Annotated in this window: 19 protein-coding genes and 1 pseudogene; 8 read left to right on the top strand and 12 right to left on the bottom strand. The window is 70.1% G+C overall.

Translation table 11 applies throughout. The features are described 5' to 3' along the window. Positions 1 to 122 precede the first annotated feature (122 nt). Both ACIP4Y_RS35990 and ACIP4Y_RS35985 read right to left on the bottom strand, forming a co-directional pair. Positions 123 to 1,583 carry a tetratricopeptide repeat protein gene (locus ACIP4Y_RS35990; RefSeq protein WP_401400598.1) on the bottom strand — a complete coding sequence of 487 codons (1,461 nt, stop codon included), beginning with the start codon at positions 1,581 to 1,583 and terminating at the stop codon, positions 123 to 125. 2 nt (positions 1,584 to 1,585) lie between these two features. Then, positions 1,586 to 3,010: a CHAT domain-containing protein gene (locus tag ACIP4Y_RS35985; protein ID WP_401400596.1), complete on the bottom strand. Its 1,425-nt coding sequence runs from the start codon at positions 3,008 to 3,010 to the stop codon at positions 1,586 to 1,588. Between the two features lie 11 nt (positions 3,011 to 3,021). Between ACIP4Y_RS35985 and ACIP4Y_RS35980 the strand changes: the two genes are divergently transcribed. Continuing rightward, on the top strand, positions 3,022 to 3,402 hold the full coding sequence (locus ACIP4Y_RS35980; protein ID WP_401400593.1) for a hypothetical protein: 381 nt from the start codon (positions 3,022 to 3,024) through the stop codon (positions 3,400 to 3,402). A gap of 86 nt (positions 3,403 to 3,488) precedes the next feature. On the opposite strand, the gene ACIP4Y_RS35975 is transcribed toward ACIP4Y_RS35980, so the two are convergent. From ACIP4Y_RS35975 to ACIP4Y_RS35965, 3 genes and pseudogenes are all read right to left on the bottom strand, one after another. Continuing rightward, positions 3,489 to 4,724: a hypothetical protein gene (locus tag ACIP4Y_RS35975; RefSeq protein WP_401400590.1), complete on the bottom strand. Its 1,236-nt coding sequence runs from the start codon at positions 4,722 to 4,724 to the stop codon at positions 3,489 to 3,491. 677 nt (positions 4,725 to 5,401) lie between these two features. Next, a pseudogene (locus ACIP4Y_RS35970) lies at positions 5,402 to 5,787 on the bottom strand (GyrI-like domain-containing protein); the annotation flags it as partial. Positions 5,788 to 5,790: 3 nt separating this feature from the next. Further along, positions 5,791 to 7,299, bottom strand: a complete 1,509-nt coding sequence (locus ACIP4Y_RS35965; RefSeq protein WP_401400587.1) for an alpha/beta hydrolase — start codon at positions 7,297 to 7,299, stop codon at positions 5,791 to 5,793. A 644-nt stretch (positions 7,300 to 7,943) separates the two neighbouring features. Here ACIP4Y_RS35965 and ACIP4Y_RS35960 point away from each other — a divergent pair. From ACIP4Y_RS35960 to ACIP4Y_RS35945, 4 genes are read left to right on the top strand one after another with little or no spacing between them, the layout of a single operon-like run. Further along, complete coding sequence (locus ACIP4Y_RS35960; RefSeq protein ID WP_401400585.1) at positions 7,944 to 9,113, top strand: sensor histidine kinase; 1,170 nt, start codon at positions 7,944 to 7,946, stop codon at positions 9,111 to 9,113. Next, positions 9,110 to 9,772, top strand: a complete 663-nt coding sequence (locus tag ACIP4Y_RS35955; RefSeq protein ID WP_401400582.1) for a response regulator — start codon at positions 9,110 to 9,112, stop codon at positions 9,770 to 9,772. Before ACIP4Y_RS35960 ends, ACIP4Y_RS35955 begins: the two co-directional genes overlap by 4 nt. A gap of 12 nt (positions 9,773 to 9,784) precedes the next feature. Beyond that, positions 9,785 to 10,201 carry a cupin domain-containing protein gene (locus ACIP4Y_RS35950; protein WP_401400579.1) on the top strand — a complete coding sequence of 139 codons (417 nt, stop codon included), beginning with the start codon at positions 9,785 to 9,787 and terminating at the stop codon, positions 10,199 to 10,201. After that, positions 10,201 to 10,725, top strand: coding sequence for a helix-turn-helix domain-containing protein (locus tag ACIP4Y_RS35945; RefSeq protein ID WP_401400643.1), 525 nt, complete (start codon positions 10,201 to 10,203; stop codon positions 10,723 to 10,725). Before ACIP4Y_RS35950 ends, ACIP4Y_RS35945 begins: the two co-directional genes overlap by 1 nt. Positions 10,726 to 10,901: 176 nt before the next feature. On the opposite strand, the gene ACIP4Y_RS35940 is transcribed toward ACIP4Y_RS35945, so the two are convergent. Together ACIP4Y_RS35940 and ACIP4Y_RS35935 are read right to left on the bottom strand one after the other, a co-directional pair. Further along, complete coding sequence (locus tag ACIP4Y_RS35940; protein ID WP_401400576.1) at positions 10,902 to 11,204, bottom strand: hypothetical protein; 303 nt, start codon at positions 11,202 to 11,204, stop codon at positions 10,902 to 10,904. A 131-nt stretch (positions 11,205 to 11,335) separates the two neighbouring features. Then, on the bottom strand, positions 11,336 to 12,220 hold the full coding sequence (locus tag ACIP4Y_RS35935; protein ID WP_401400573.1) for a LysR family transcriptional regulator: 885 nt from the start codon (positions 12,218 to 12,220) through the stop codon (positions 11,336 to 11,338). Positions 12,221 to 12,501: 281 nt separating this feature from the next. On the opposite strand from ACIP4Y_RS35935, the gene ACIP4Y_RS35930 reads away from it, so the two are divergent. The 3 genes from ACIP4Y_RS35930 to ACIP4Y_RS35920 all read left to right on the top strand — a co-directional run bounded on the left by ACIP4Y_RS35930 (position 12,502) and on the right by ACIP4Y_RS35920 (position 16,126). Further along, positions 12,502 to 13,605 (top strand): M20/M25/M40 family metallo-hydrolase, encoded by a 1,104-nt coding sequence (locus tag ACIP4Y_RS35930; RefSeq protein ID WP_401400570.1) that lies wholly within the window; start codon positions 12,502 to 12,504, stop codon positions 13,603 to 13,605. Beyond that, positions 13,602 to 14,225 (top strand): hypothetical protein, encoded by a 624-nt coding sequence (locus tag ACIP4Y_RS35925; protein WP_401400567.1) that lies wholly within the window; start codon positions 13,602 to 13,604, stop codon positions 14,223 to 14,225. The genes ACIP4Y_RS35930 and ACIP4Y_RS35925 overlap by 4 nt, the downstream gene beginning before the upstream one ends. Before the next feature lie 1,475 nt (positions 14,226 to 15,700). Then, a complete protein-coding gene (locus tag ACIP4Y_RS35920; protein WP_401400564.1) occupies positions 15,701 to 16,126 on the top strand; it encodes a hypothetical protein in 426 nt (141 codons plus the stop codon). Between the two features lie 660 nt (positions 16,127 to 16,786). On the opposite strand, the gene ACIP4Y_RS35915 is transcribed toward ACIP4Y_RS35920, so the two are convergent. The 5 genes from ACIP4Y_RS35915 to ACIP4Y_RS35895 all read right to left on the bottom strand — a co-directional run bounded on the left by ACIP4Y_RS35915 (position 16,787) and on the right by ACIP4Y_RS35895 (position 20,493). Continuing rightward, the gene (locus ACIP4Y_RS35915; protein WP_401400561.1) at positions 16,787 to 17,374 is read right to left on the bottom strand and encodes a hypothetical protein; all 588 of its coding nucleotides are present in this window, start codon (positions 17,372 to 17,374) and stop codon (positions 16,787 to 16,789) included. A 153-nt stretch (positions 17,375 to 17,527) separates the two neighbouring features. Further along, the gene (locus ACIP4Y_RS35910) at positions 17,528 to 18,037 is read right to left on the bottom strand and encodes an AAA family ATPase (RefSeq protein WP_401400628.1); all 510 of its coding nucleotides are present in this window, start codon (positions 18,035 to 18,037) and stop codon (positions 17,528 to 17,530) included. Between the two features lie 57 nt (positions 18,038 to 18,094). Continuing rightward, complete coding sequence (locus ACIP4Y_RS35905; RefSeq protein ID WP_401400558.1) at positions 18,095 to 18,424, bottom strand: hypothetical protein; 330 nt, start codon at positions 18,422 to 18,424, stop codon at positions 18,095 to 18,097. Positions 18,425 to 18,797: 373 nt separating this feature from the next. Next, on the bottom strand, positions 18,798 to 19,628 hold the full coding sequence (locus tag ACIP4Y_RS35900) for an MBL fold metallo-hydrolase (RefSeq protein WP_401400555.1): 831 nt from the start codon (positions 19,626 to 19,628) through the stop codon (positions 18,798 to 18,800). Beyond that, a complete protein-coding gene (locus ACIP4Y_RS35895) occupies positions 19,621 to 20,493 on the bottom strand; it encodes an NAD-dependent epimerase/dehydratase family protein (RefSeq protein WP_401400553.1) in 873 nt (290 codons plus the stop codon). The genes ACIP4Y_RS35900 and ACIP4Y_RS35895 overlap by 8 nt, the downstream gene beginning before the upstream one ends. Positions 20,494 to 20,526: the final 33 nt, after the last annotated feature.

The raw sequence follows: 20,526 nt of genomic DNA, 5'->3' as shown, positions 1-20,526 counted from the left end.
TAAACCCCACCGACTGACCAGAACTACCACCCAGTACAACTGAACAACAGCAGGCCACAATCAAGATCAATAAGCACACCATCAGCTACGCCATAGGGGGCGATCGCCCTACGCGGTACCCGTCACCGCCTCCAGTCAGGTTGCCTGAGTGTGAGCGAAGCGCGGTACGCGGCGAGGGCCCGGACCAGGGGATGGGTGAAGCCGAGTCCTTCGATGATGTCCGCGAGGCGGTCCTCCAGCAACTCTTCGTGCTCTTCCATCTGTTGACCTTCGAGGACGAGGCAGATGACGTTGGCGGCCGTGATCAGAGTCTCGTAATGGGTGCGGCCCAGGCTACGCTCTGCCTCCGCCAACGCTGCCCGGGCCGCGGCCAGCGCCACGTCGGTGTGACCGCGTAGCCGATAGATGTGAACGAGCCGGTACCGGGCAGAGACGACCACCGGATGACCGTCCCCGAGGGCGCCCCGGCCCTTGTCGATGGCCTCCGTAAACGCGGCCTCGGCCTCGTCGAGACGCCCTGTGTCACGCAGCGCCGTGGCCAGCTCGACCAGCGCCGCGACCGCCGGGAGTGAGATCTGCTCGGGATCGGCGGAGAGATGCGCCACCCGCTGCTCGATCTCTGCCAGATCCTCGGCGCGGTCCCGCTGTGCGGCCTCCTTGGAGACGTGCTGTTCCTGCAGTGACTGGCGGGCTTGGTACAGCGCTGCCCCGATCGCCAGCGTGTCGGAGTCGCCCGCGCCCAGCGCGGCCTCGAACATAGGGAAGATCTCCTGCCACAGCGCGACCGCCTCGGCGGTTCGCCCGGCCCGTTCCCAGATCACGGCGAGGTTGTTGCGGGCCATGAGCGTGGCGCGGTCGCGGGGCCCCAGCGTCTCGGTGCGGTGCTCGATAAGCCGTTCCACGATCTGCTGAGCGCGCTCGTACTCGCCCGCCCGCAGATAGCTGCCACTCAGGTTGTTGTATCCGTCCCAGACCGAGGGGTGGTCCGCGCCCAGGGCCGCGATGCGCGCCTCGACGACTTTCTCCAGCAGCCGGGCGCCGCGTAGGGACTCGCCCGCCTGGTCATGGGCGGCGGCCAGGTTTGAACGGGCAGTCAAGGTGGCTGGCGCGTCCCGGCCGATTTGTGCTTCACAGGTCCGTACGAAGCGCTGGGCAAGGGGAACGGCCTTGGCGCCCATGTCGTTCTCCAGCAACAGGACCACCGTACGGTTGACGATCATGGCCCCGGCCGGAAAGTCGTCCTCGGGCCGAGTCTGTTCTGTCCAGTACATCAGGTGCGGCAGCATGAACAGGCAGCGTGCCGTCTCGCTCGGACTGCCCGGTTGTCCCAGGAAGTCGCCAAGGGCGAGGATCGCCTCGTCGCGGCCGCGGGTGCCGTACGTGGCGCGGACCTTACGTCGGGCTTCCTCGGGAAGGCTGTGGCCGCCGTCCTGGTGCCGTACAAGCATGCCCTGTCCCGCGAGTTCCTCCATGGTATCGGCGGACGCCTGCGGCAGGCCCGGCGGAAGCGGGTCGGGGCCCAGCCAAGCAGCGGTGGTCAGCAGGACGGTGGCTTTCTCCGAGAGACCGTGCGGCTCGTTCATTGTCAGGCCCCCGTGTGGACGTACGACGCCCAGATCGTCGGAGTTGCGGGGTACCGCTCGCGCAGTTCCCGCACCGCCGTGTGCAGGGCGCGGGCGGAGTCGTCGGTGCGCGGTGCATGGCTGCCCGAGCCGGTGAGGTGGCCGTAGAAGGAGCGCGAGACTTCGCCGGCGACGCTGTCGCTGACCGGCCACTGGGCGCCGATGACGTGGCGGAACCCGGCGAGCTGGAAGGCACCGGTCAGGTGCAGGCTTTCGTCGGTGAGGTCGGGGCTGACTTCGGACGTGCTGCATGCCGAGAGCACCGCCAACTGTCGGCCGGTCAGATGCAGGGCCGCGAGGTCGGCCACGGTCAGCGGGGCCGCCTCGTGGTCGGCGAGCAGCAGTCTGCTCATGCCCGGCGTGTGCGCCTCGGTCATCGCGTGACAGGCGAAGTGGACGTTGGCGTGGCCCGGGAGAGCGGCCAGCACGTTCGCCCGGGTCGCCGTGGGCCCGGCGAGCAGCGTGGCGTCGGGCAGCAGCGTGTGCAGGGCAGCCACCTCAGCCTCCACGCCGTGCAGTGCGGATGCGGAGGGCGGCTCAGACTGGGAGACGATCAGCGTCCGCCCGTCGCCGGCGCTCGGCGGTATACTCCGCACGAAGTCCAGCGCGCGCAGGCTCGCCGTGTACGAGGAGATCACCCGGTCCAGTACGCCCGCGCCCGCGCCGGCCGCGTGCCAGGGCAGATAGCCCAGGAAGCCCAGTGGACACCACCAAAGGCGCGGCCAGGTGTCCTCGGGCGTCGAGGTCAGGTCGAGCGCCCGCAGGACGGGTTCGGCGGCGCACTCCCACAGCCAGGCCAGGGTGTCGCGCACCTCGGCCTGCGCGCTGAGGCGCACCCGTAGGGGGTAGGCATCGCTGGTGGCATAGTGGCGGGCGGTGAGGAAGGTCAGGGCGCGTTCGCTCGCGGTGTGGAAGTCGAGTGCGGGAAGGTCGAGGACGCGTACGGGCTGCTCATGATTGCCGGTGAGCAGGAGGGCATGGGCGCCCGAGGAGACCGACGCCACCATGACGACGGGGCCGTCGGCAGCAATCGCAGCCAGGTCGAGGGGTGCGGGCTCGGGGACCATGGCGCGCAGCCGTGTCCAGCGGGTGGTCAGCCTGACGCGCTCGGCGGCGATCTTTCGGTCGAGTTCCCGCTGCCGGTCGATGCTCTGGGAGATGGCGCGGTCCCGGGCGTCCAGAGCACGCAGGTGTGTGGAAACGGCTCGTAGTTCGTCGGCCAGAGCGGGTTCGAGCCGACTCGTGTCCCTGCGGATGTCCATGGCGTCTTCGGACAACAGACCGCGGCTGCGTTCGAGAAGCGCCACAGCGCGGGCCGGGTCGCCGGTGGCCAGGCCGGTGGAGATGATTTTCTCGGTCAGCAGCGAGTACGCCTGCGGCCCGTGCACTGGCGACGAGCGTGGAATTTGAGCACCCCGGTGACCTGGCGGTCGACGTCACCGGGCTGGCCTGGCGCCAGGCCGACCGGCCGCACCTGACTCACCAGGCTGGCCTCACTCCCACTGTCGCAGCCGCCATCGCCCCTCTCTCGGCGCAGCAGGCCAGTGCCGCTTACCGGGCCCGCTACGACGAGGAGGGTTTCCTGCGTCCTGCGGCCCGGGACGGCGCGCGGCCCTTCGCCGACCGGGCCGCCCAGATCCAGGCCATGGCCGAACGGCTGCTGCGGGGCCAGGCCGCCCGTGCCCGGACACCACGGCCACCGTCCGCGCCGGCGCAGACGGCCGTGCCGCAGCCCCCTGCCCCCGGGCAGCGTCCGCCGGGACCAGGCCGGGGCGCGTGAAAACGCCGGGAGCGGATGAGCTGTGCGAGGCCGGTACGGAGCTGCCGGGCGCGCTCAAGCCTCTCGCCCTCGCACAAGGTGTGCATCTACCGGGGGGAACGGGGTGTGAGGCTCATGATCTCCGCGTCGTCGGGCAGGTCCAGGCGCTGGCGCGGCCGAGGGAGCAGCACGTCCGGGCCGCCGGGCAGTAGGCCCCTGTTGCGTAGGGACTTGGCGCGGCTGCGGCACCAGGAGGAACAGAACTCCCGGGGCCGGCGTCCGGATGCGGGGCAGGGCTGGGTGCACACCAGGCACTGGCCTGGGGCGGCGACGGGCGCCAGGCGCTTGAGGAGGTCACAAACCCGGTCTTCCTCCTCCTGCTCGTACGGTTCGACGTCAGCCGTGCAGCCTTCGAGCAGCTCGGTGAACGCGGCGCGGAAGGCGGGGATCTCGCGGCGGCAGGCTCCGAGCAGGTCCAGGTACTCCTCCACCGGCCAGCTGGCCAGCGTGCCGGAGCGTGAGAGGTACAGGCCGAGGCTGTCGATCCGGTAGCGGTCGTCTGTGTCGAGCAGCAGGTAGCCGGTCAGCTGCCACGCTTCCGCTTGGCGCAGGGTGCGGGTGTACCGGGTGCTTTTGAAGTCGAGCAGCAGCCCATCGACGGCCAGGTCGGCGTCCGCGGCGATGCGGTCGGTCGGGAAGGTGGGCGCTGGCGTGCAGTCCTGCGGCCGTGTGCGGGTCCGCAGGTCGTTCAGCGGGCCGTCGGCGGCCTTGTAGAGCTGGGCGACGACGTCGGCCACCATGTCGTGGTGTGGCAGCTGGAGCAGCCGGTCCAGGGTGAAGGCGCCGGGATCTTCTCGGGCGGCGATGGCCAGCGGTGTGAAGGCGAACCCGATCGAGGTGCGGTAGTTGACCTGGTACCAGGCTTGGGCGATCAGCAGGCGGGCCAGGTCCTCCTCCTCATCATGGGCGCGGTCCATCGGGAGCTCTCGGTTGTCGAGCTGCAGACGCATGACCGTCTCCTGGAGGCGCTCCATGAGTTCTTCGCCCACGTCCCGCATCCGCTGCCGTGCGTCGGATTCGTAGGAGCCGGTGAGCAGGATGCCGAGACGGGCGACGTGGTCGACTGGTTCGGCGGTGGTGAATGCCAGGCGGAGCCGGTAGTCGATCGCGGTGCCGACGTTGCCGGCCTCCGTGCCGACGCCAGGCCCCGGCATCAGGATCTGGCTGCTGCGGTCCCGAGCCCGGAAGCTTTTGCGCAGCGGGTGGGCACCGGCCGACAGTTCGCGGTCCAGGAACCGGCGTAGCGGGGTGCGTGGACAGTGAAGACCGGAGGTCAGGCTCATCAAGTCACCACCTTGGGCAACATGCGCCACCAGGGCGCGGCTGAGTCGGATGAACCGGGACGGTAAGCGGCAGGACTGACAAACCGTCACCCGCAAGGAGGAGCTGATGGGCCCCGCAGGCGGCGAGGCCACCCAATCGAGTGATTGGCCAGTGGGAGTCAGCGAGGGGGAGGTTCGCCATAGCCGCCGGCGTCGGTACGGGTCCCGTCGTGGAATCGCCGTCACGTCCGATCGCCTCTTCGACGGTGCCCAGCGCTTTACTTGCCTGGCGAGGGAGGTCCGCGTCGAAGAGTACGAGGATGTGTTCCCGTTACACGCTGACGTCAGCGTCGAGCACCTGGTGAAGGTGGCATTGGTCCTTGTCGGTCCCGAGCCGGCTGCGGTGCGGGCGCGGACGGCGTGGGCACAGTCTGTGCTTCGACTCGGGCGCGTAGGTCGGCCAAGTTGCCGGTCATGCGCCGGGCATGGGGCAGGGGGTCGGGCCGCGGGTGGGTCCATTGGCTGCCGGGGAAGAGCCGAGCGCGGCCGGGGAAGACGGCCAGCAGCTTTGTGAACTGGTCATCGCACCAAGAGGGCACCCAGGACCCTGACCGGCACAGGAACACGGCGTCGAGGGGCTCGGTCACCGGCCCGCCGTCGTCGACGGTCCTGTGCAGCGGGATCACGGGCGGGTGGGAGTACAGCGCCTGGATCGCTTCCGGCGCCGGTCCTGAGGTGGTGAAGACCGCCCATGTCCCGGTCGGCACCGGCCGCCTGGCCATGCCCTCCGGCGCGGACTTCGAGGTGACGACCCAGTGGTAGTAGTCGAGGTCGGTGCCCTCCGCCCGGCTGGGCTGGAGGTCGTCGCAGACCGCGACGATGCCGTGCGGCTCCTGGTCGGACAGCTTCTCCAGCATCTCCTTTGCCTCGTCACGATTCCTCGGACGAACTCGATGAGCTCCTGGTTCGGCCCCAAGTCCACGCGCGGCACCCGGGCCTTCGCCCCGACAATGCTGAATTCCGGCTGGTACACGACGCGATAGCGCATGCTGCTGCTTCCGTCGACGATGAGGCGGAAGGTCATGGGTCAGCTTCGGCAGGTGCTGTCGTGGGAGGGCAGGACACCGGTGGCGAGGTAGTCATTGACCGCCTCGTCGATGCAGGCGTTCTTCGGCGCGAAGAGACCTGCGTAGACGGTGTGCCGGAAGGCGCCGCGCAAGGTGATCAGCCGGGACTTCCTCAGGTCGCGGTGGGCAGCCAACTGGCCCTGGTACACGGTCGCCGGGTCACCCGTGGCACCCACCATCAGCAGCGGCACGCTGTTGTGCACGACGGTGGGGGGCTCCGCGGGGGTCGTCGGCCAGAAGGTGCAGGGTGTCACGGTCCGGGTGAGGGGCCCGAAAACGGGGTCGTCGGCGCGGTGCTGCCGGATGTCGCGGTAGTAGGTGTCCGGCTCGCGGGACGCGGCTGCCCGGTCGGCGCACTCGATGGCGGTCTGGGCGGCGAACGTTCCGTCCGCGTCCGGGGCGGTCAGGTCGGTCAGGACCTGGTCGAGGGTGGAGGTGGGCCGGACCGTGTCGCCGTGTGCCGCACGTACCAGCACCCTGACGTCAGCGGAGTAGCTCGCGTATGCCTCGTCGCTGTCTCCCGCGGTGACGTTCCACAGCAACTGGGGCAGGTTACGACTGCTGACCGTGTGGGTGCCGACCTTGACGGGAGCCCGGCCGATGTTCTGGTCGAGCCGGCTGATGGCGTGCATGACCCGGGCCGTGGTGGAGCCGAGATGGTACGTGCCGTCGCGGCGGGCCGCCCAGGCCGCCCAGTGCCGCAGCGCTCGGGTGACGGACGGGCCGAGGGTGCCGGTCAGGTCCGGTCCGTAGGCGTCGGCGTTCAGGGTGCTGTCGAGCACCACGCGGTCGGTGCGGTCCGGGAAGAGCTGCGTGTATACCTGTCCAAGGTACGTGCCGTAGGAGGAGCCGAGGTAGCTGATCTTCTGCTCGCCGAGGGCGGCACGGATGACGTCCATGTCGCGGGCCGTGTTGCGCGTCGAGGCGTAGGGCAGAACGGACCGCCGGCTGTCGCAGCGGGAGGCGAGATCCTTGGCCAGCCTCACGGTCCTGTCGAATGTGCCGCGGTCCCTTCCGGCGGAGCCGATGCTGACAGCCGGCCAGTGGCACTTGAGAGGTGTGCTGCGTCCGACGAACCGGGGATCCATGCCGATCACGTCGTAGCGGGCAGCCAACGCGGGGGCGACGCGGCGGAGTTGCAGCGAGAGGTACCGGACGGGCAGGCCAGGGCCGCCGGGGTTGTAGAGGAGCGTGCCGTGCCGGTGGGCGGTGTCTTTGGCCGACAACCGGGAGACGGCAACCTTGATGTTCCGGCCGTCGGGAATCCGGTAGTTGAGCGGCACGGTGAGCTCGGCGCACCGGGCTCCGGCCTCGTCCAGTGCCGCGCCTTCGGTGTCCTCCGGTCCGTCCTTGCAACCGTGCCAGATGATCTTCTGGTGCTCGAATCGGGCCAGTCCGTCGTCCCGGGCCGGGATGGCGCCCCGGGGCGTGCACGCGGTGACCAGGGATGCGCTCGCCAGAACCGCCACGGCGGCAATCACAGCTGTCCCACGAACTCTCAGCATGGTCTCTCCTCCGGTTCGTTCGGTGTCACATGACGTGATCGACAGCGGGTACGTCAGCTGCTCCGCATGTCGACTACCGAAGCTAGGCTGCGGGACCTGCTCGGCACATCAGCTCACGGTCGGTCGCCCAGGCTCCGCGGCCATGGCGGCGCAGTCCTCGAGACGGATGTGTTGTACGGGGCTGTGACCTGCCGTTTCGGCGGTTGAGCCGCATCACGTGCGACGCGTCGTCTACGACTGCGGGCGCAGTTGCGGGGTCTACGCACCCCGCCACCGCGCCCGGGCCCCTGACGAACGGTGCAGGGCCCCAGGTCAGAGGCCGACTTTGCCACCGGGGTAGGACCGTCGCTCCTCCTGAGGGAGCAGTCCGGAAGAGGCGCGTTCAGACGACGGGCTCATGTCGCCGTCGTCCCAGCGGCCTAGCGTTGTCAAGCGTCACCACCGACACGGCCGTCACCACCGATACGGCCGTCACCACCGATACGACCTGCCGACCTGCACGACCGGCTGTCGACCTGCACGACCGGCGCAGGCGTTATCCGCGAGGGAACAAGCACATGATCACAGCAGCAGCACTCAACTGGCCCGCCACCAGGGCCCGGTGATCGATGACACCGCCCCGTGTCTACGCACTCCTGTCCGCCCGGCCGGCAACGGCCGTGCTTCATGCCGGCGCTCGGAACATCCCGAGCCTCGCGTGGGACGTCCTGCTGGTGACTGCGCTGGGGGCGGCCACGCTGCCCGCGGTCGCCGCCGAACCCGCGGCAGTGGCGGTCAGCTCAGGGCTTCTCCTGCCCCTGATCTGGCGCCGCCGGACTCCCTGGGCGGTGTTCTGCGCCGTGGCCGCCGCAGCGTTCGCCCAGTGGCTGCTGGGCTACCAACTGCCTGCTGAGATCAGCTTGCTCGTCGCCCTGTACACGGTGGCCGCATACACTACGCGGCAGCGGCTGCTGATCGCCTGCCTCATCATGGAGGGCGGCATACTGCTGGCCTGCCAGCGCTGGGCGACCGAGGGACGCTGGCTGCCCACCGCCGTCGCGCTCAGCGCGCTCGCTGCTGCTGCCGCCTCCCTCGGGGCGAACACGCGCGCCCTCAGAGAGCGAGCGGCACAGCTCCAACGCGAACGGGACCAGCAGGCGCGGCTCGCAGTGGCGGAGGAGAGGAGCCGCATCACCCGCGAGATGCACGACATCGTCACCCACAACCTGTCCGTCATGGTCGCCCTGGCCGACTCCGCTCCTTACGCACAGTCGGCCGACACGTCGTCAGCCGCACTGCGCCAGATCTCCGAGACCGGCCGGCAGGCGCTGACCGACATGCGGCGCTCCCTTCACCTTCTGAGGACCGACGAGCCGGACGCGCAGCGACACCCGCTGCCCGGCATGGCCGACTTGGAGAGCCTCGCCGAGCAGATGCGCCGTGCCGACTTGCCGACCCGCCTGGAGATCAGGGGCGACCCGGCGCGCGTTCCCGTCGCCGCACAACTGACCGTCTACCGCTTGGTGCAGGAAGCCTTGACCAACACGCTCAAACACACGCCTCGCGGCACCCGCGCGCGCATCAGGATCCAGTGCCTGACCGATACCGTCACGGTCGACGTCACGGACGACGGACCGCCCCGCTGGGATGCCGACGCCGCATCGGGCCTCGGTATCCGAAGCATGCGCGAACGAGCTGCCGCCCACGGCGGGACGCTGCGGGCCGGACCACTGCCGAGCGGTGGCTGGCAGGTCGCCGCCCGCCTCGACCTCGGCCGTGAAGCGGACGTGGTAGCGTGACCATCCGCGTTCTCCTCGCCGACGACGAGGCACTGCTGCGCATGGCATTCACCACCGTGCTGGACGCTCAGCCGGACATGAGAGCGGTCGGGGGCGCCGCGGACGGCGACGAAGCGATCCGGCTGGCCCGGCAGTTGCGCCCCGACGTCGTCCTCATGGACGTCCGCATGCCGGGTACGGACGGCATCGAGGCGACCCGTCGCATCACCCGGGTCTCACCGCAGAGCAGGGTGCTCATCCTCACCACCTTCGACCTCGACGAGTACGCGTTCGCCGGGCTCAGGGCCGGTGCAGCGGGCTTCCTGCTGAAGAACGTCCGGCCCGAAGTGCTGCTCACCGCCATTCGCGACGTCGCCGCCGGAGACGCGGTCGTCTCCCCCCGGATCACCCGGCGGCTGCTGGAGAAGTTCTCCCCGCACATCCCCAGCGGCTGCAGTGACCGGCAGCAGGAACGGCTGCGCCTGCTCAGCACCCGCGAACGCCAGGTCCTCGTCCAGGTGGCCCACGGCCTGTCCAACGCGGAGATAGCGGCCACGCTGTGCCTCGCGGAGGCGACAGTGAAGTCCCACCTGGGGCGCATCCTTCAGAAGCTTGAACTGCGCGACCGCGTCCAGGCGGTGGTCTTCGCCTACGACAGTCGCATCGTCCACCCCGACTGATTCGGCCCATCCGTGCACCTGCCGACCGTTCCCCATGGCGGCGAACGGACCGCACTGATCGTGGGCGCCTACCGAGCCTCGGGCCACCGCCACGAGCGGCTCCTGCGTGCCCTGCCGCCCGTCCTGGTGATCAAGGAGGACGTCGAGGTTTGGGCCTGGCTGGAGACGGCCGCCGCCGACGCCGCCCTTCTCTCGGCCGGTTCTCAGGCGCTGATGGACCGGCTCCTCGACTGGGTCCTGGTGTGCACGTTGCGCACCTGGTTAGACCAGGCCGGCGCCGACGCGCCCTGCTGGTACCGGGGCCTCGTCGACCCAGTCCTCGCTCACAAGCCTTCCACGACCGGCCCGCCGAGACCTGGACCGTGGCGTCGCTGGCCACTCGAGCCGACGTCTCCCGGGCGCTGTTCGCCAAGCGCTTCACCAAGCTGATGGGTCGCCCGCCCCTCGCCTACCTCACGGAATGCCGCATGGACGAGGCCGCGGCGCTTCTGACCGACACCGACCTCAGCATCGCGCAGATCGGAAGGTCAGTCGGCTATGCCGATGCTTTCGGCTTCAGTGCCGCGCGCAAACGTCGCAAGGGTCTGAGCCTAGCCCCAGTGCGTTCCGCGCCGCGGCGGCCGGAGTTCCCGTCCAGCGACCAGCGGTGCTCTTCTCAAGGTGATCAGCGCGGTCCTGGCGACCTTTGTGCTGCCGGTCCCGGTGCTCGTACTGTCATTTACCGGCGCCGCGCAGGTTGCACGGCAGCGGAGAGGACGCCGACCCGCTGCTGGTTCGCGGAAGCCGCGGACAATTGCCGGGATGACCGTTATCGTCTACACGGCCTCAGCAGCCGTCGCATATCGCGCTTCGTCCAGCACCGCCGCCTGAGCCACCGCCGCCGAAGACGACCAGCTGCGCACCTGAGTCATCGCCCGGGAGGCCACGGTCCCACTCGATTACGGCATCCCTAAGGGCTGTCCGGTAAATGATCTACGGCATGCGGGTTGACCAGTGTCTTGGTCTGTCACCCGGCGAGGGTGAGGTTGTGCATGAGGCTGATCCTTTGGAGTGGACACCCTGACAATGGATCTTGATGGTCCAGGGAGGGATGTCCAGGTGGGAGGTAAGTCTCCGTATTCGGAGGAGTTCAGGAGGGACGCTGTCGCGCTCTACCGCGCCGCGGGCGGGAAGCGGACGTACCGCGCCCGCCGGGTGCCGCACCACTCCCTGCCCCGCCATCGCCCACGGTGCAGCACTGCACCGAGGTGTCCCGCATCCGGTACGCGGTGCGCTGCGCGTACTGCCGCAGCTCGTGCCGCTGGCGCTCGCCCCGGCCCGGGTCGTACAACAGGGCGGCCGCGAGGACTCCGCTGCCGATCAGGTCGTAGATCTGCCGTTGCTGGGCGACGGCGGCCTCCAGGGTGGCGATGGCCTCCGCGCACTCGTCCACTTGGTCCCGGCTGCTGGCCAGTTGAGAAGTACAGACAGCTCCGACACGGCGGGCCGTCGGACCCCGGCCACGAGCCCGGACGACGTGGTGTCGCCCGCCCACCTGGGCCGACGAAACGCCACTACGGCGGTTCAGCCGACGGCGTCGCGCAGCAGGTCCCGCAGTTCCAGTGCCGCTGGCAGGGGGGTTGCGGGCAGGGCCACGTGTAGGGTGCGGCGCAGGGCGGGGTCGGTGAGGCGGCATAGGACGAGTTCGTCGGGGAGGGCCCAGGCGGCCAGCGAAGGGACCAGTGCTACGCCGAGTCCGGCGGCGACGTAGCCGAACTTTCCGGTCCACTCCGCGATCCGGATGATCTTGTGGGGGGTGAAGCCCGCCCGGGCGCAGGCGTCGGCGAGCATCGTCGGGCGGTCGCCGTAGGCGCTCTGTACCCAGGACTCGTCGCGGAGTTCGCGCAAATCGACCGTCCCGGCTTCGGCCAAACGGTGCTCACGGGGGAGGGCGACGAGCAGTTCGTCCTCGCACAGTTCGGTCGTGGTGACCCCGTCGGCCGACGGCAGCCCGGAGGGATAGTCGCTGACGACCGCGAGGTCGAGCGCCCCGTCCGCGATGCGCCGCATCAGCGTGTCGGTCGGGCCCTCGACCGCGACGACCTCGACGTCCGGCCTGGCCTGATGGAGGGCGCGCAGGGCGGTGGGCACCAGCCGGATGTTGGCGGTGGCGAACGCGCCCACGTGCAGAAGTCCGCCGTGCCCCGCGTGCAGGACGACCAGTTCCCGCTGCGCCCGCGCCAGCCGGTCGAGCACCTCCACGGCGTGCCGGTGCAGCGCGCGTCCGGCGGGATTGAGCCGTACGCCCCTCGCCAGCCGTTCGAACAGAGGCCCGCCCGCCTGCTGTTCCAGCGTGGCGATCCGCCGGGACACCGCGGACTGCGTGTAGTTGAGCCGGGCGGCGGCATGCGTGAACGACCCGGTCTCGGCCACGGTCACGAGCAGCCGCAGCGCGTCGATCTCGAACACGTTCCTCCCACCGCCAAGACCCCGGCCGCCACGACCCTCATCCGGCCGCTCGACCATCATGCCCGAACACATTCCTGTGGCGCATAGATCCCATGCAATCCAGTCGCTGGTGTCATGCCTGGCCCAGTCTTAACGTCGTTCACGCGGCGGCGCACCGGAGGAGAGTGCGCCGCTGCTGCCCCAATGGCCCATGAGACGCGAGGGGGAAGTGTGCTGTCACGACGGGGAATTGAAAAGGGGCGGGGCCGATGACCCGGGGGGCCGCGCTAACCCTGCCGGCGATGCTGGCCGATCTGAAGGAACTCGTCACCTGCGAGTCCTTTTCGGCCGACCATGCGGCGGTGGCCCGCAGCGCCGAGGTGGTCGGCGCCCTCGGCGCGAGGCTGCTGGGGACCGGGCCGGAGCGGATCGTCATCGACGGGGTGACCCATCTGCGGTGGGCCTTCGGCACCCCGCGGGTGCTGCTGCTGGGGCACCACGACACGGTCTGGCCCATCGGCTCGCTCGAGGAGCGTCCCTGGTCGGTGGCCAACGGGATCGCCCGGGGACCCGGGGTCCTGGACATGAAGGCCGGCCTGGTGCAGATGTTCCACGCGCTGGCCTCACTGTCCTCCTTGGACGGGGTGTGCGTACTGGTCACCGGGGACGAGGAGGTCGGCTCCCCAACCGCCCGGAAGCTGATCGAGGAGGCGGCGCGGGCATGCGCGGCCGCCCTCGTGCTGGAAGCGGCCGCGGACGAGGAGGGCGCGCTCAAGACCGCCCGCAAGGGCACCTCACGGTACGAGGTCGTGGTGCACGGCAGGGCCGCGCACGCCGGGCAGGAACCGCACCAGGGGGTCAACGCCGCCGTCGAGGCCGCCCACCAGGTGCTAGCCGTCGTCGGCATCGGGGCCGCGATGGGCGCCGTCGGGGCCGCCCACCCGGTCCTGGGCGTCTCGACGGTCACCCCCACCCTGCTGTCGGCCGGCAGCGCGCGCAACACGGTGCCCGCACAGGCGCGGGTGTCGGTGGACGTACGCGTCCCGACCGTGGACGCACAGGAGTGGACCGACGAGTTGATGCGGGAACTCACCGTGCAAAGTCCCGGCGCGCGGCTGGAGATCCGGGGCGGTGCGGAACGGCCGCCCATGCAACCGGAGTCCTCAGCCGACCTGTTCGCCCTAGCCTCCCGCCTCGCCGCCGAACTGGGCCAGGACCCCCTGCGGGGGATCGCCGTCGGCGGCGCCTCGGACGGCAACTGGACCGCGGCTGCGGGCTGCCCGACGCTGGACGGCCTAGGCGCGGTGGGCGGCGGCGCCCACGCGGACACCGAGCACGTCCAGATCGCGCAGCTGATCCCCCGCGGCCTCCTCCTCGCCCACCTCATCGACAGGGCCCAGCGATGAACCGGCCCGCGCGTCATCCCCCGCGCATCCGCACCCTGTTCCTCACCGCGTTCACCGCCTCAGCGCTGGCCGCCTGCTCGGGCGGCCCGCAGACCACACCAACCGACGAGCCGACACCGGCGCAGACAGCGACGCCCGCGCTGACACCGGTGGACACCGCCACGCCGACCACCCACTCGGCGCTGACCGCCGATCCCTCGTACATCGCCAACAACGTCATCTACTGGTGGAATTCAGGAGGCGAATCCGAGTTCGTCAGCCTGGTCAGCCAAGCCGTCGACATCCAGGACCTCCAGACCCAGGACGACTGGGTGCACGACTTCGGACCCTTCTTCGACACCCTCGACCGGGTCCGCGAATACGGCCCCATCCCCGACCGCAAGACCCAGGCCACCTGGTCGGCCGCCCTCAGCCATCTCCGCCACGGCGCAGGCGGCATTCTGAACGCGAACCGGCTGGCGAGCCCGCAGAGCAAGAGCCCCAGCGAGGCCGCGCAGGAGGCCCGGGGCTGGAAACAGTTCAGCGAAGGCATCAAGGACCTCAAGGCGACCCAGACGCGGCTCCACCGCACCTTCGGTCTCACTCCGCTGAACGACCCCTGGGAGAAGGACGTGCCGTGAAATGCCGCACCCAGCAGATCACCGACAGATGCTCTGCCCCTGGGGGCGGGGCAGGCAGCCGAGACGCACAGCGACGAAAGGACTCATGTGCTCGCGGCGGCCGAGGTGGCGGGCCAAGGCTCGCCAGTTCTTCAGGTGGGCAATGCCGTGCCCGGCGTCTCGTACGACGACGCCCCCACGACCCGGCTGCACCGCCGTCGACGGAGCAGCAGATCCTCGGCGAGCGCCGGCCGTCGGGCTGGGTCCCGCAGAAGCTGGACGGCGGCCCCGGTTCCGGCCGGGGCGTCATCCACGCCGTCGACTGCGAGGAAGCGCCTGCCGGGGTGCCGGTGCTGCCACTGGATAAGGCGTTGGACGCCGCGGAACTACCAGAACCCGGCTGTGTTTCTCTGTGCAGCGCAGCGAGCGAGCTGGACCCGTAGTCAAGGGGTTCGAGACGGCTTCGACGACGGCGATAGGCCTGTCCGGCTTCTTGCCCAGCTGCGGTGCACGTCTTGAGGACGGCTACTCCATCTTCACGAGCCCTGTAACTCCGAGACGACAGAAAGGGGAACGAGCACGCCCTGGAGCAGCACGTTGACGTACGTGCGGGGCGGGAGGTCGTGCATGTACGGGCCGGTGGCACTGGGCTCGTGCTCGGTGATCAACCTCCAAGGAGCCGGCGAACGATGCCGACCGCCGCCCAGCCGTGTTGCGGAGCCTGGGCCGACGCCGGGCAGTGCTGCCGACAGAGCTGTGCAGCCTAGAACAGCGGCGCGGATCTATCTGACGGAACGACCTGATGTGACCTACTGAAGCCCGAAGTCCACTCATAACGTCGGTCGTTCCTCACACGTTCAACGGAGACTCTCAAGAGGAGGAAGCTTGCGGGGAAGCCACTTAGCGCGCCTGCTGACGGTTACGGCGGCCGCGCTCTTGATCGCATCCCACGACCACCTATGCCGCCGACGAACCCGGCTCGGGGGCCTACGGAACGGATTGTGCAGGTATCCGCGAACAGCGCCACCCCATCGGACGACACCGTCACTTGCACCTTCCGCGCAGAAAAACCGAACTACAGCGGCAACAAGATGACTGATGTGGGCGGCATCAAGAGCTGCACACCGCACGCCCCGTTCTCGTGCAACAGCGAGTCCGAGATCGAGTGGTGCAACCCGGGACCGGGCCGGTGGCTCACCGTCGCTCAGTCCGGCCGGCAGTACCAATGCCCGCCCCCTACCGTACGACCACGGCGAAGTACACCTGTGAGTACCGCAATTCGGACCCGCTCTACAGCTACCGCACCCGAGTAATCGGCTCCGTGTTCTTCGGTGAGACGCAGTCTGCTGACGTCAGCGGGCAAATCCTCAACGCGCGCTGCCTTTAGCCATGGCCGCGGTGTGTGCAGGCCCCGGCACACCACCACTGCATGCCGAGACGAACGTGAGGCGATCGCGGACATCTGGCCGCAGTGCACCGCTTGGAGCAGCCGTATCATGGAGGCAGCCGATCAGATCCCGGGAGAACGCGGCGACCGCCATGAACGCTACCGGAACTGGTCGATGCAGCCCGCCTCAGCCGACAGGCTGCTGCAGACCCTGCTCGCGCTGAGCATCCATGCCCTCGCCCTTGACGGGGCCAGCGACAGCAGTCAGGACGTCCCTGGAATGCTCGGCCAGCTCCGCCTCACCGACATCGCGCTCGCCGCGACCGCAAGGCCGTCCCACGAACTACTCGCCGGCCTGCCGCACCTGTCCAGCACCGACCAACTGCATGTGAACTCCGTCAAGGTACTCATCCACGATGATGCGTCCGCCCTCGCTCTCGGCCGCTTGAGTCAGATGATCCGCATCACCCTGATAGCGCTGGCGGCCACGCTCCAGAACGAGAATCCGGTATGTGCCGACATTCCCGGCGGATGACGGTCACAGGATTCAACGTCACCGCCCACGCAGAGCCGCCAGTCACGGAGTGGCCGCGTGGCACCGCGGGCGCCGGCCGCCAGCTCATGACGTCGCCCCTCCTCATACCTCAGGTGTGGAAAGGGGCGGCGTCGTCGTTGCCCGGTCGCGTCAGTCGGCACAGCAGGCCGCGCAAGCAGCCTGTGGCGACGGGTGCGACGGGACCAACAACGGCACCACTTCTCGGGCTTCGTACGGGAAGTGAGGCCGCCGTCTCCCTCGCGTCACATCTAGACCCGAACTCCCTCCCTCTGTGATGCTCGTGCGTCCTGTGCTGCGCACTGGCACAGGCGCCGAGACGGACAACTGTCGTGCGCGATTTGCGTCCATCGGCTGCCTCGCGCCGTGGGCTGGGGCCGCGCCGGCCGGCAGGCGATCTGCGTCCGATTGAGGGTGGGTTCATGAGGCGAGACAAGCAACAGCCGTCGCATCGCTGGACCGGCGGCGGTACGTCCCGCTCTGCGACGCAGCTGGCGGGCTGCCGACAACGTTCAGCCCATCCAGGGGGTGGCCGCTCGAGGCGGGGTGGAGCAATGCGGCGGCCGCGGCGGCGGCATGAGATCCGCGCCTGGCTCACCACCATGCACCAAGGCAGCACGGTCACGCCGCGGCGCCACCCGCTCAGAGACGACCATCCGCCTCCACCTGCGCCGGCGCCGGGCCGTGCCCGCCCTCACCCGATGGACCGAGAACGACAAGACATCCCTGAACCTGGTTCCGCCCGCCCCGCGGCCGGGCCAGGAATACGTCGTGCTTGCGCGCCGCCCGCTCCCCACCCGCAAGTCCGGCCCGCTCCCCCGACGTCAGATCACGGCGGATCGCCCGGTGCAGCGTCGTCAGCGACGGTGCGTCTGCAGGCGGAGACTGCCTGGCAGCACGCAGGACCAGTTCGCGGTGGACCGCCCGCACGTTCCCCTTCCACAGCGCCAACAGTCCACGGACCTCGGGCGTGACCGTGAACCTTGCATCGACCCGGGAGCGTGCGCCGGGGTTGGCGACCGCGGTCTCATCGCTCTGAGCGGTGGCCAGCCAGCGCCACACCGTGCGCTCCGACACCCCAGGCGCGTCCGCAGCCACCCGTACATGGACTGCTGTCAGCTTCTTCCCTGCCCGCAGTGCGAGCAGCCGCCGCACGGCCGGACCGCGCAGCGCCGTCCTCGACGCCGCAGGCAGTCCGCCGTCTGGGCGGATGGCGTCGCCGTCCTTCATGTCAGCTCCCCCTCACGCGGGTGGGACGTCGTGTGCTTGCCGGTGGCCGGGAGCATGCGATCGCCCTCCCGTCTCTTGCAGGAGTGCTCCGTTCACAGTGGCGGCGCGACCCGCTGGAACAGCCGCCTCGGCAAGGCCCGGTCGATGGATGCATCAGCGGTGGTGAGCAGCGCGTTCTGCAGGTTGCGCAGTCAAAGCGGCCCACGTGCGGAACGTGCCGTGAGCGCACGACCGGTCGATCCACGTCAGGTCCGGGGCCGGTACGGTGCGCCACAGCGGATGGAAGCCGGTCACCACGGTTGCCACTTCCGCTCCGGTCAAGCGTGGAACCTCCTGCCATGCGCCGATACGCGATGCCAGCTGCGGCAGCCGGGACAGCGCCCGCTCGCTGCCCGCCCCGCACAGCACCAGCGTGATCCGGGTGCCGGAGTGGTCCCACAGGCTCTGCAGGTACGCCAGGCACGGCACGGGCAGGCGCTGTGCCTCATCGACCACCAGCACCTGCGCCTCACTCAAGGCCCCCGTGACCGTGGCGTCGGCCAGCGCCGACGTGTGCGGGAAGCGGCCCGCCAGCGCCAGCGCGTCGAATACCGCACGCCTCATGCCGGCCACCGACGGGCGCACCGGTACCGGCACCCACGTCACCTTCCAGCCCGGGGGCACTGCGCTGAGCGCCGTCCGCACGGCGGCGGTCTTGCCCCGGCCCGGGTCACCGAACAGTCACACCGCCCCCTGGGTCGCCATCGCCTGCCCGACCGCCTCGGCCACGGCCCGCACCGACGACGTCCGCACCAGCTGCGCTCCCGCCGGCAATGCCACACCGGCCAGCGCACCGTTCTCCCCCACCGGCAAGCTCCCGGTCACCTCTGGTACGAGACGCGGCAGCCGGCGCGCAGCCACTTTCGCCGCGCCTGCTTCACTCGGTCCGGCCAGGGCGAGGTCAGCCAGCGCCTGCCGCGTTTGCTGCTCTTCCCGCTCCCGCCGCGCCACCGCGCGGTCCGGCAGGACCCTGCCGGTGACAAGAAGCCGGCGATCGGCCGTGTGTGACAAGGACAACGCCTCCCTGGTGACGGTCCAGCTGCTGACGCGGGGCCGGCTCCTGCGCAGCCTGTGCCCGGCCAGCTCGCCGCGGCACCCACGCCCCCGGCCACACCCTGGTGCCGAGCGCGGTCCGCACGGCCGGCCCCGCCGTGGTCACCGCTCATCCGGAAGGAAAGCCGAACAGGCCGGGCCTTTACGTGCTTCAGCTGCCTACAACGAGCGCGGCCCCCCTCAGCGCAAAAGCCACAACCCCAGCTCACACACGCCGGCAACACACCAGGTCAGTCGACGCCCCGTACACCGACAACCGGCCCGCGCACCGTCCGTCCCCGACGCCGTGTCACCGACGCCGGGGCTTGTCCTCCCGACGGGCGTCATCCGGTCAGGAGCCGTCCTTCATCGGCGGGGCCTGCTCATGGCGCAGGTAGCGCTCGACCGAGCGGGTCAGCACCTCGTTGCCGCCGGCGGTGACCACGCGGTCCCACCAGGCGCCGTAGATCCGGTCGAAGCGGTAGCCGACGAGCAGTTCACCGGCGGCTCGGACGGCGTCGGGGCGCTCGGGGACGTGGTTGGCGTAGCTGTACATGATGCTGACCCACCGGGGGTCGGGGCCGACGTTGACGATGTCGCCGGTGAACAGTGCGCCCCGGCCGGTGTTCCAGTGCATCACCGCGCTGCCCGGAAAGTGGACGCCCGGGTTGATCAGAGTCAGTTCGTCAGTCAGCCGGTGAGTCTGCCCGCTCCAGAAGTGCAGGGCGGGGTCGGGGCGGCCGACCCACTGCCGGTCGGCCTCGTGCAGGTACACGGGCGCGTCGAAGGCGTGCGCCCAGTCGACCATGGCGGAGTAGAAGTGCGGGTGGCTGATGGCGATCGCGGTGATGCCGCCGAGTTGCCGCACTTCGCGGATCACGGCGTCGTCGAGGTAGGGCACGCAGTCCCACAGCACGTTGCCGTCGGCCGTGCGCACCAGCAGCGCGCGCTGGCCGATGGCGAACTCGGGGGTGCTCCCGATGCCGAGGACGTCCGGGCCCTGTTCCTCGACGCGGCTCCGGTGGCCGTCGGCGCGCAGCTCGGCCAGGCTGGTCCACTGCTGGCCGCCGCGTCCGACGTACTGACGCTCGTCCAGGCAGACCGGGCAGTCGGGGCGCGGGACGGCGTACTGGGTGCCACAGGTGCGGCAGACGGGCAGCGTCGTGCCGGTGAGTTCAGCCACGGTCGCCTCCGGCCAGCTCGGTGAGTACGTACGGGCGGCTGGGCCGCCAGCCGAGTTCGGTGACGGCGCGCTGCCCGGACACCACCTGGTTCAGACCCAGGGCCTCGGCGAACGGGCCGCCCAGGGCCTGGGCGGCCTGCTCCAGCGGCCAGGGCTCGGCCCGGCCGGTGCCGCCCGCAGCGAAGTCGGCGGCCGCGGCGAGCGCCACGACCGGCACCGCTTCGTGCGCCACGCCGTGCAGCACGCTGCCCGGGTCGGCCTTGGTCACCGCCAGCACGAAGAGTTCAGCGAGGTCGTCCACGTGCACCATCGGCCAGCGGGTCGCCGCCGAGCCGACGTACCGGCCGGTGCCGTGCTCACGCGCCCAGTCGGTCATCAGGCCGGGAATGCCGCCGCCGTGGCCGTACACGATGCCGGGCCGCACGACGACGGCGCGGACGTCGTCCCGGCCGGCGTCCAGCACGCGCTGCTCGATCCGCGGGCGGTAGCCGACGATGGCGATGGCGTCGGTCGGCGCGTCCTCGTCGAGGGCCGCGTCGCCGGTGGCGCCGAGCACCCAGACACCGCTGGTGTACACGAAGGCCCGTCCGGTGCCGCGCAGCCGCTCGGTCAGCGCGTCCACGGCCGCCGCGTCCACCGCCTCGTCGCCGGTCGGCGTGGCGAGGTTGACCACGGCGTCGATGTCGTCGGTGACGGCTGCCCGCAGCGCGGCCGGGTCGGCCAGGTCGCCTTGGAGTGCCGTCGCCCCGGCGGGCAGCCGGCTTGCGTCCTTCACGAGATGGACCACTTGGTGGCCCTGCGCCTCGAGCCGCCGCACCACGGCCGATCCGATGTAGCCGGTCGAACCCAGCACAAGTGTCTTCATAGCTGGTCTCCATTCGTTGGCTGACGAATACTT

This window comes from Streptomyces sp. NPDC088810, assembly GCF_044750305.1.
Lineage (GTDB): Bacteria > Actinomycetota > Actinomycetes > Streptomycetales > Streptomycetaceae > Streptomyces.
This window is presented reverse-complemented; position numbering and strand designations above follow the sequence as displayed.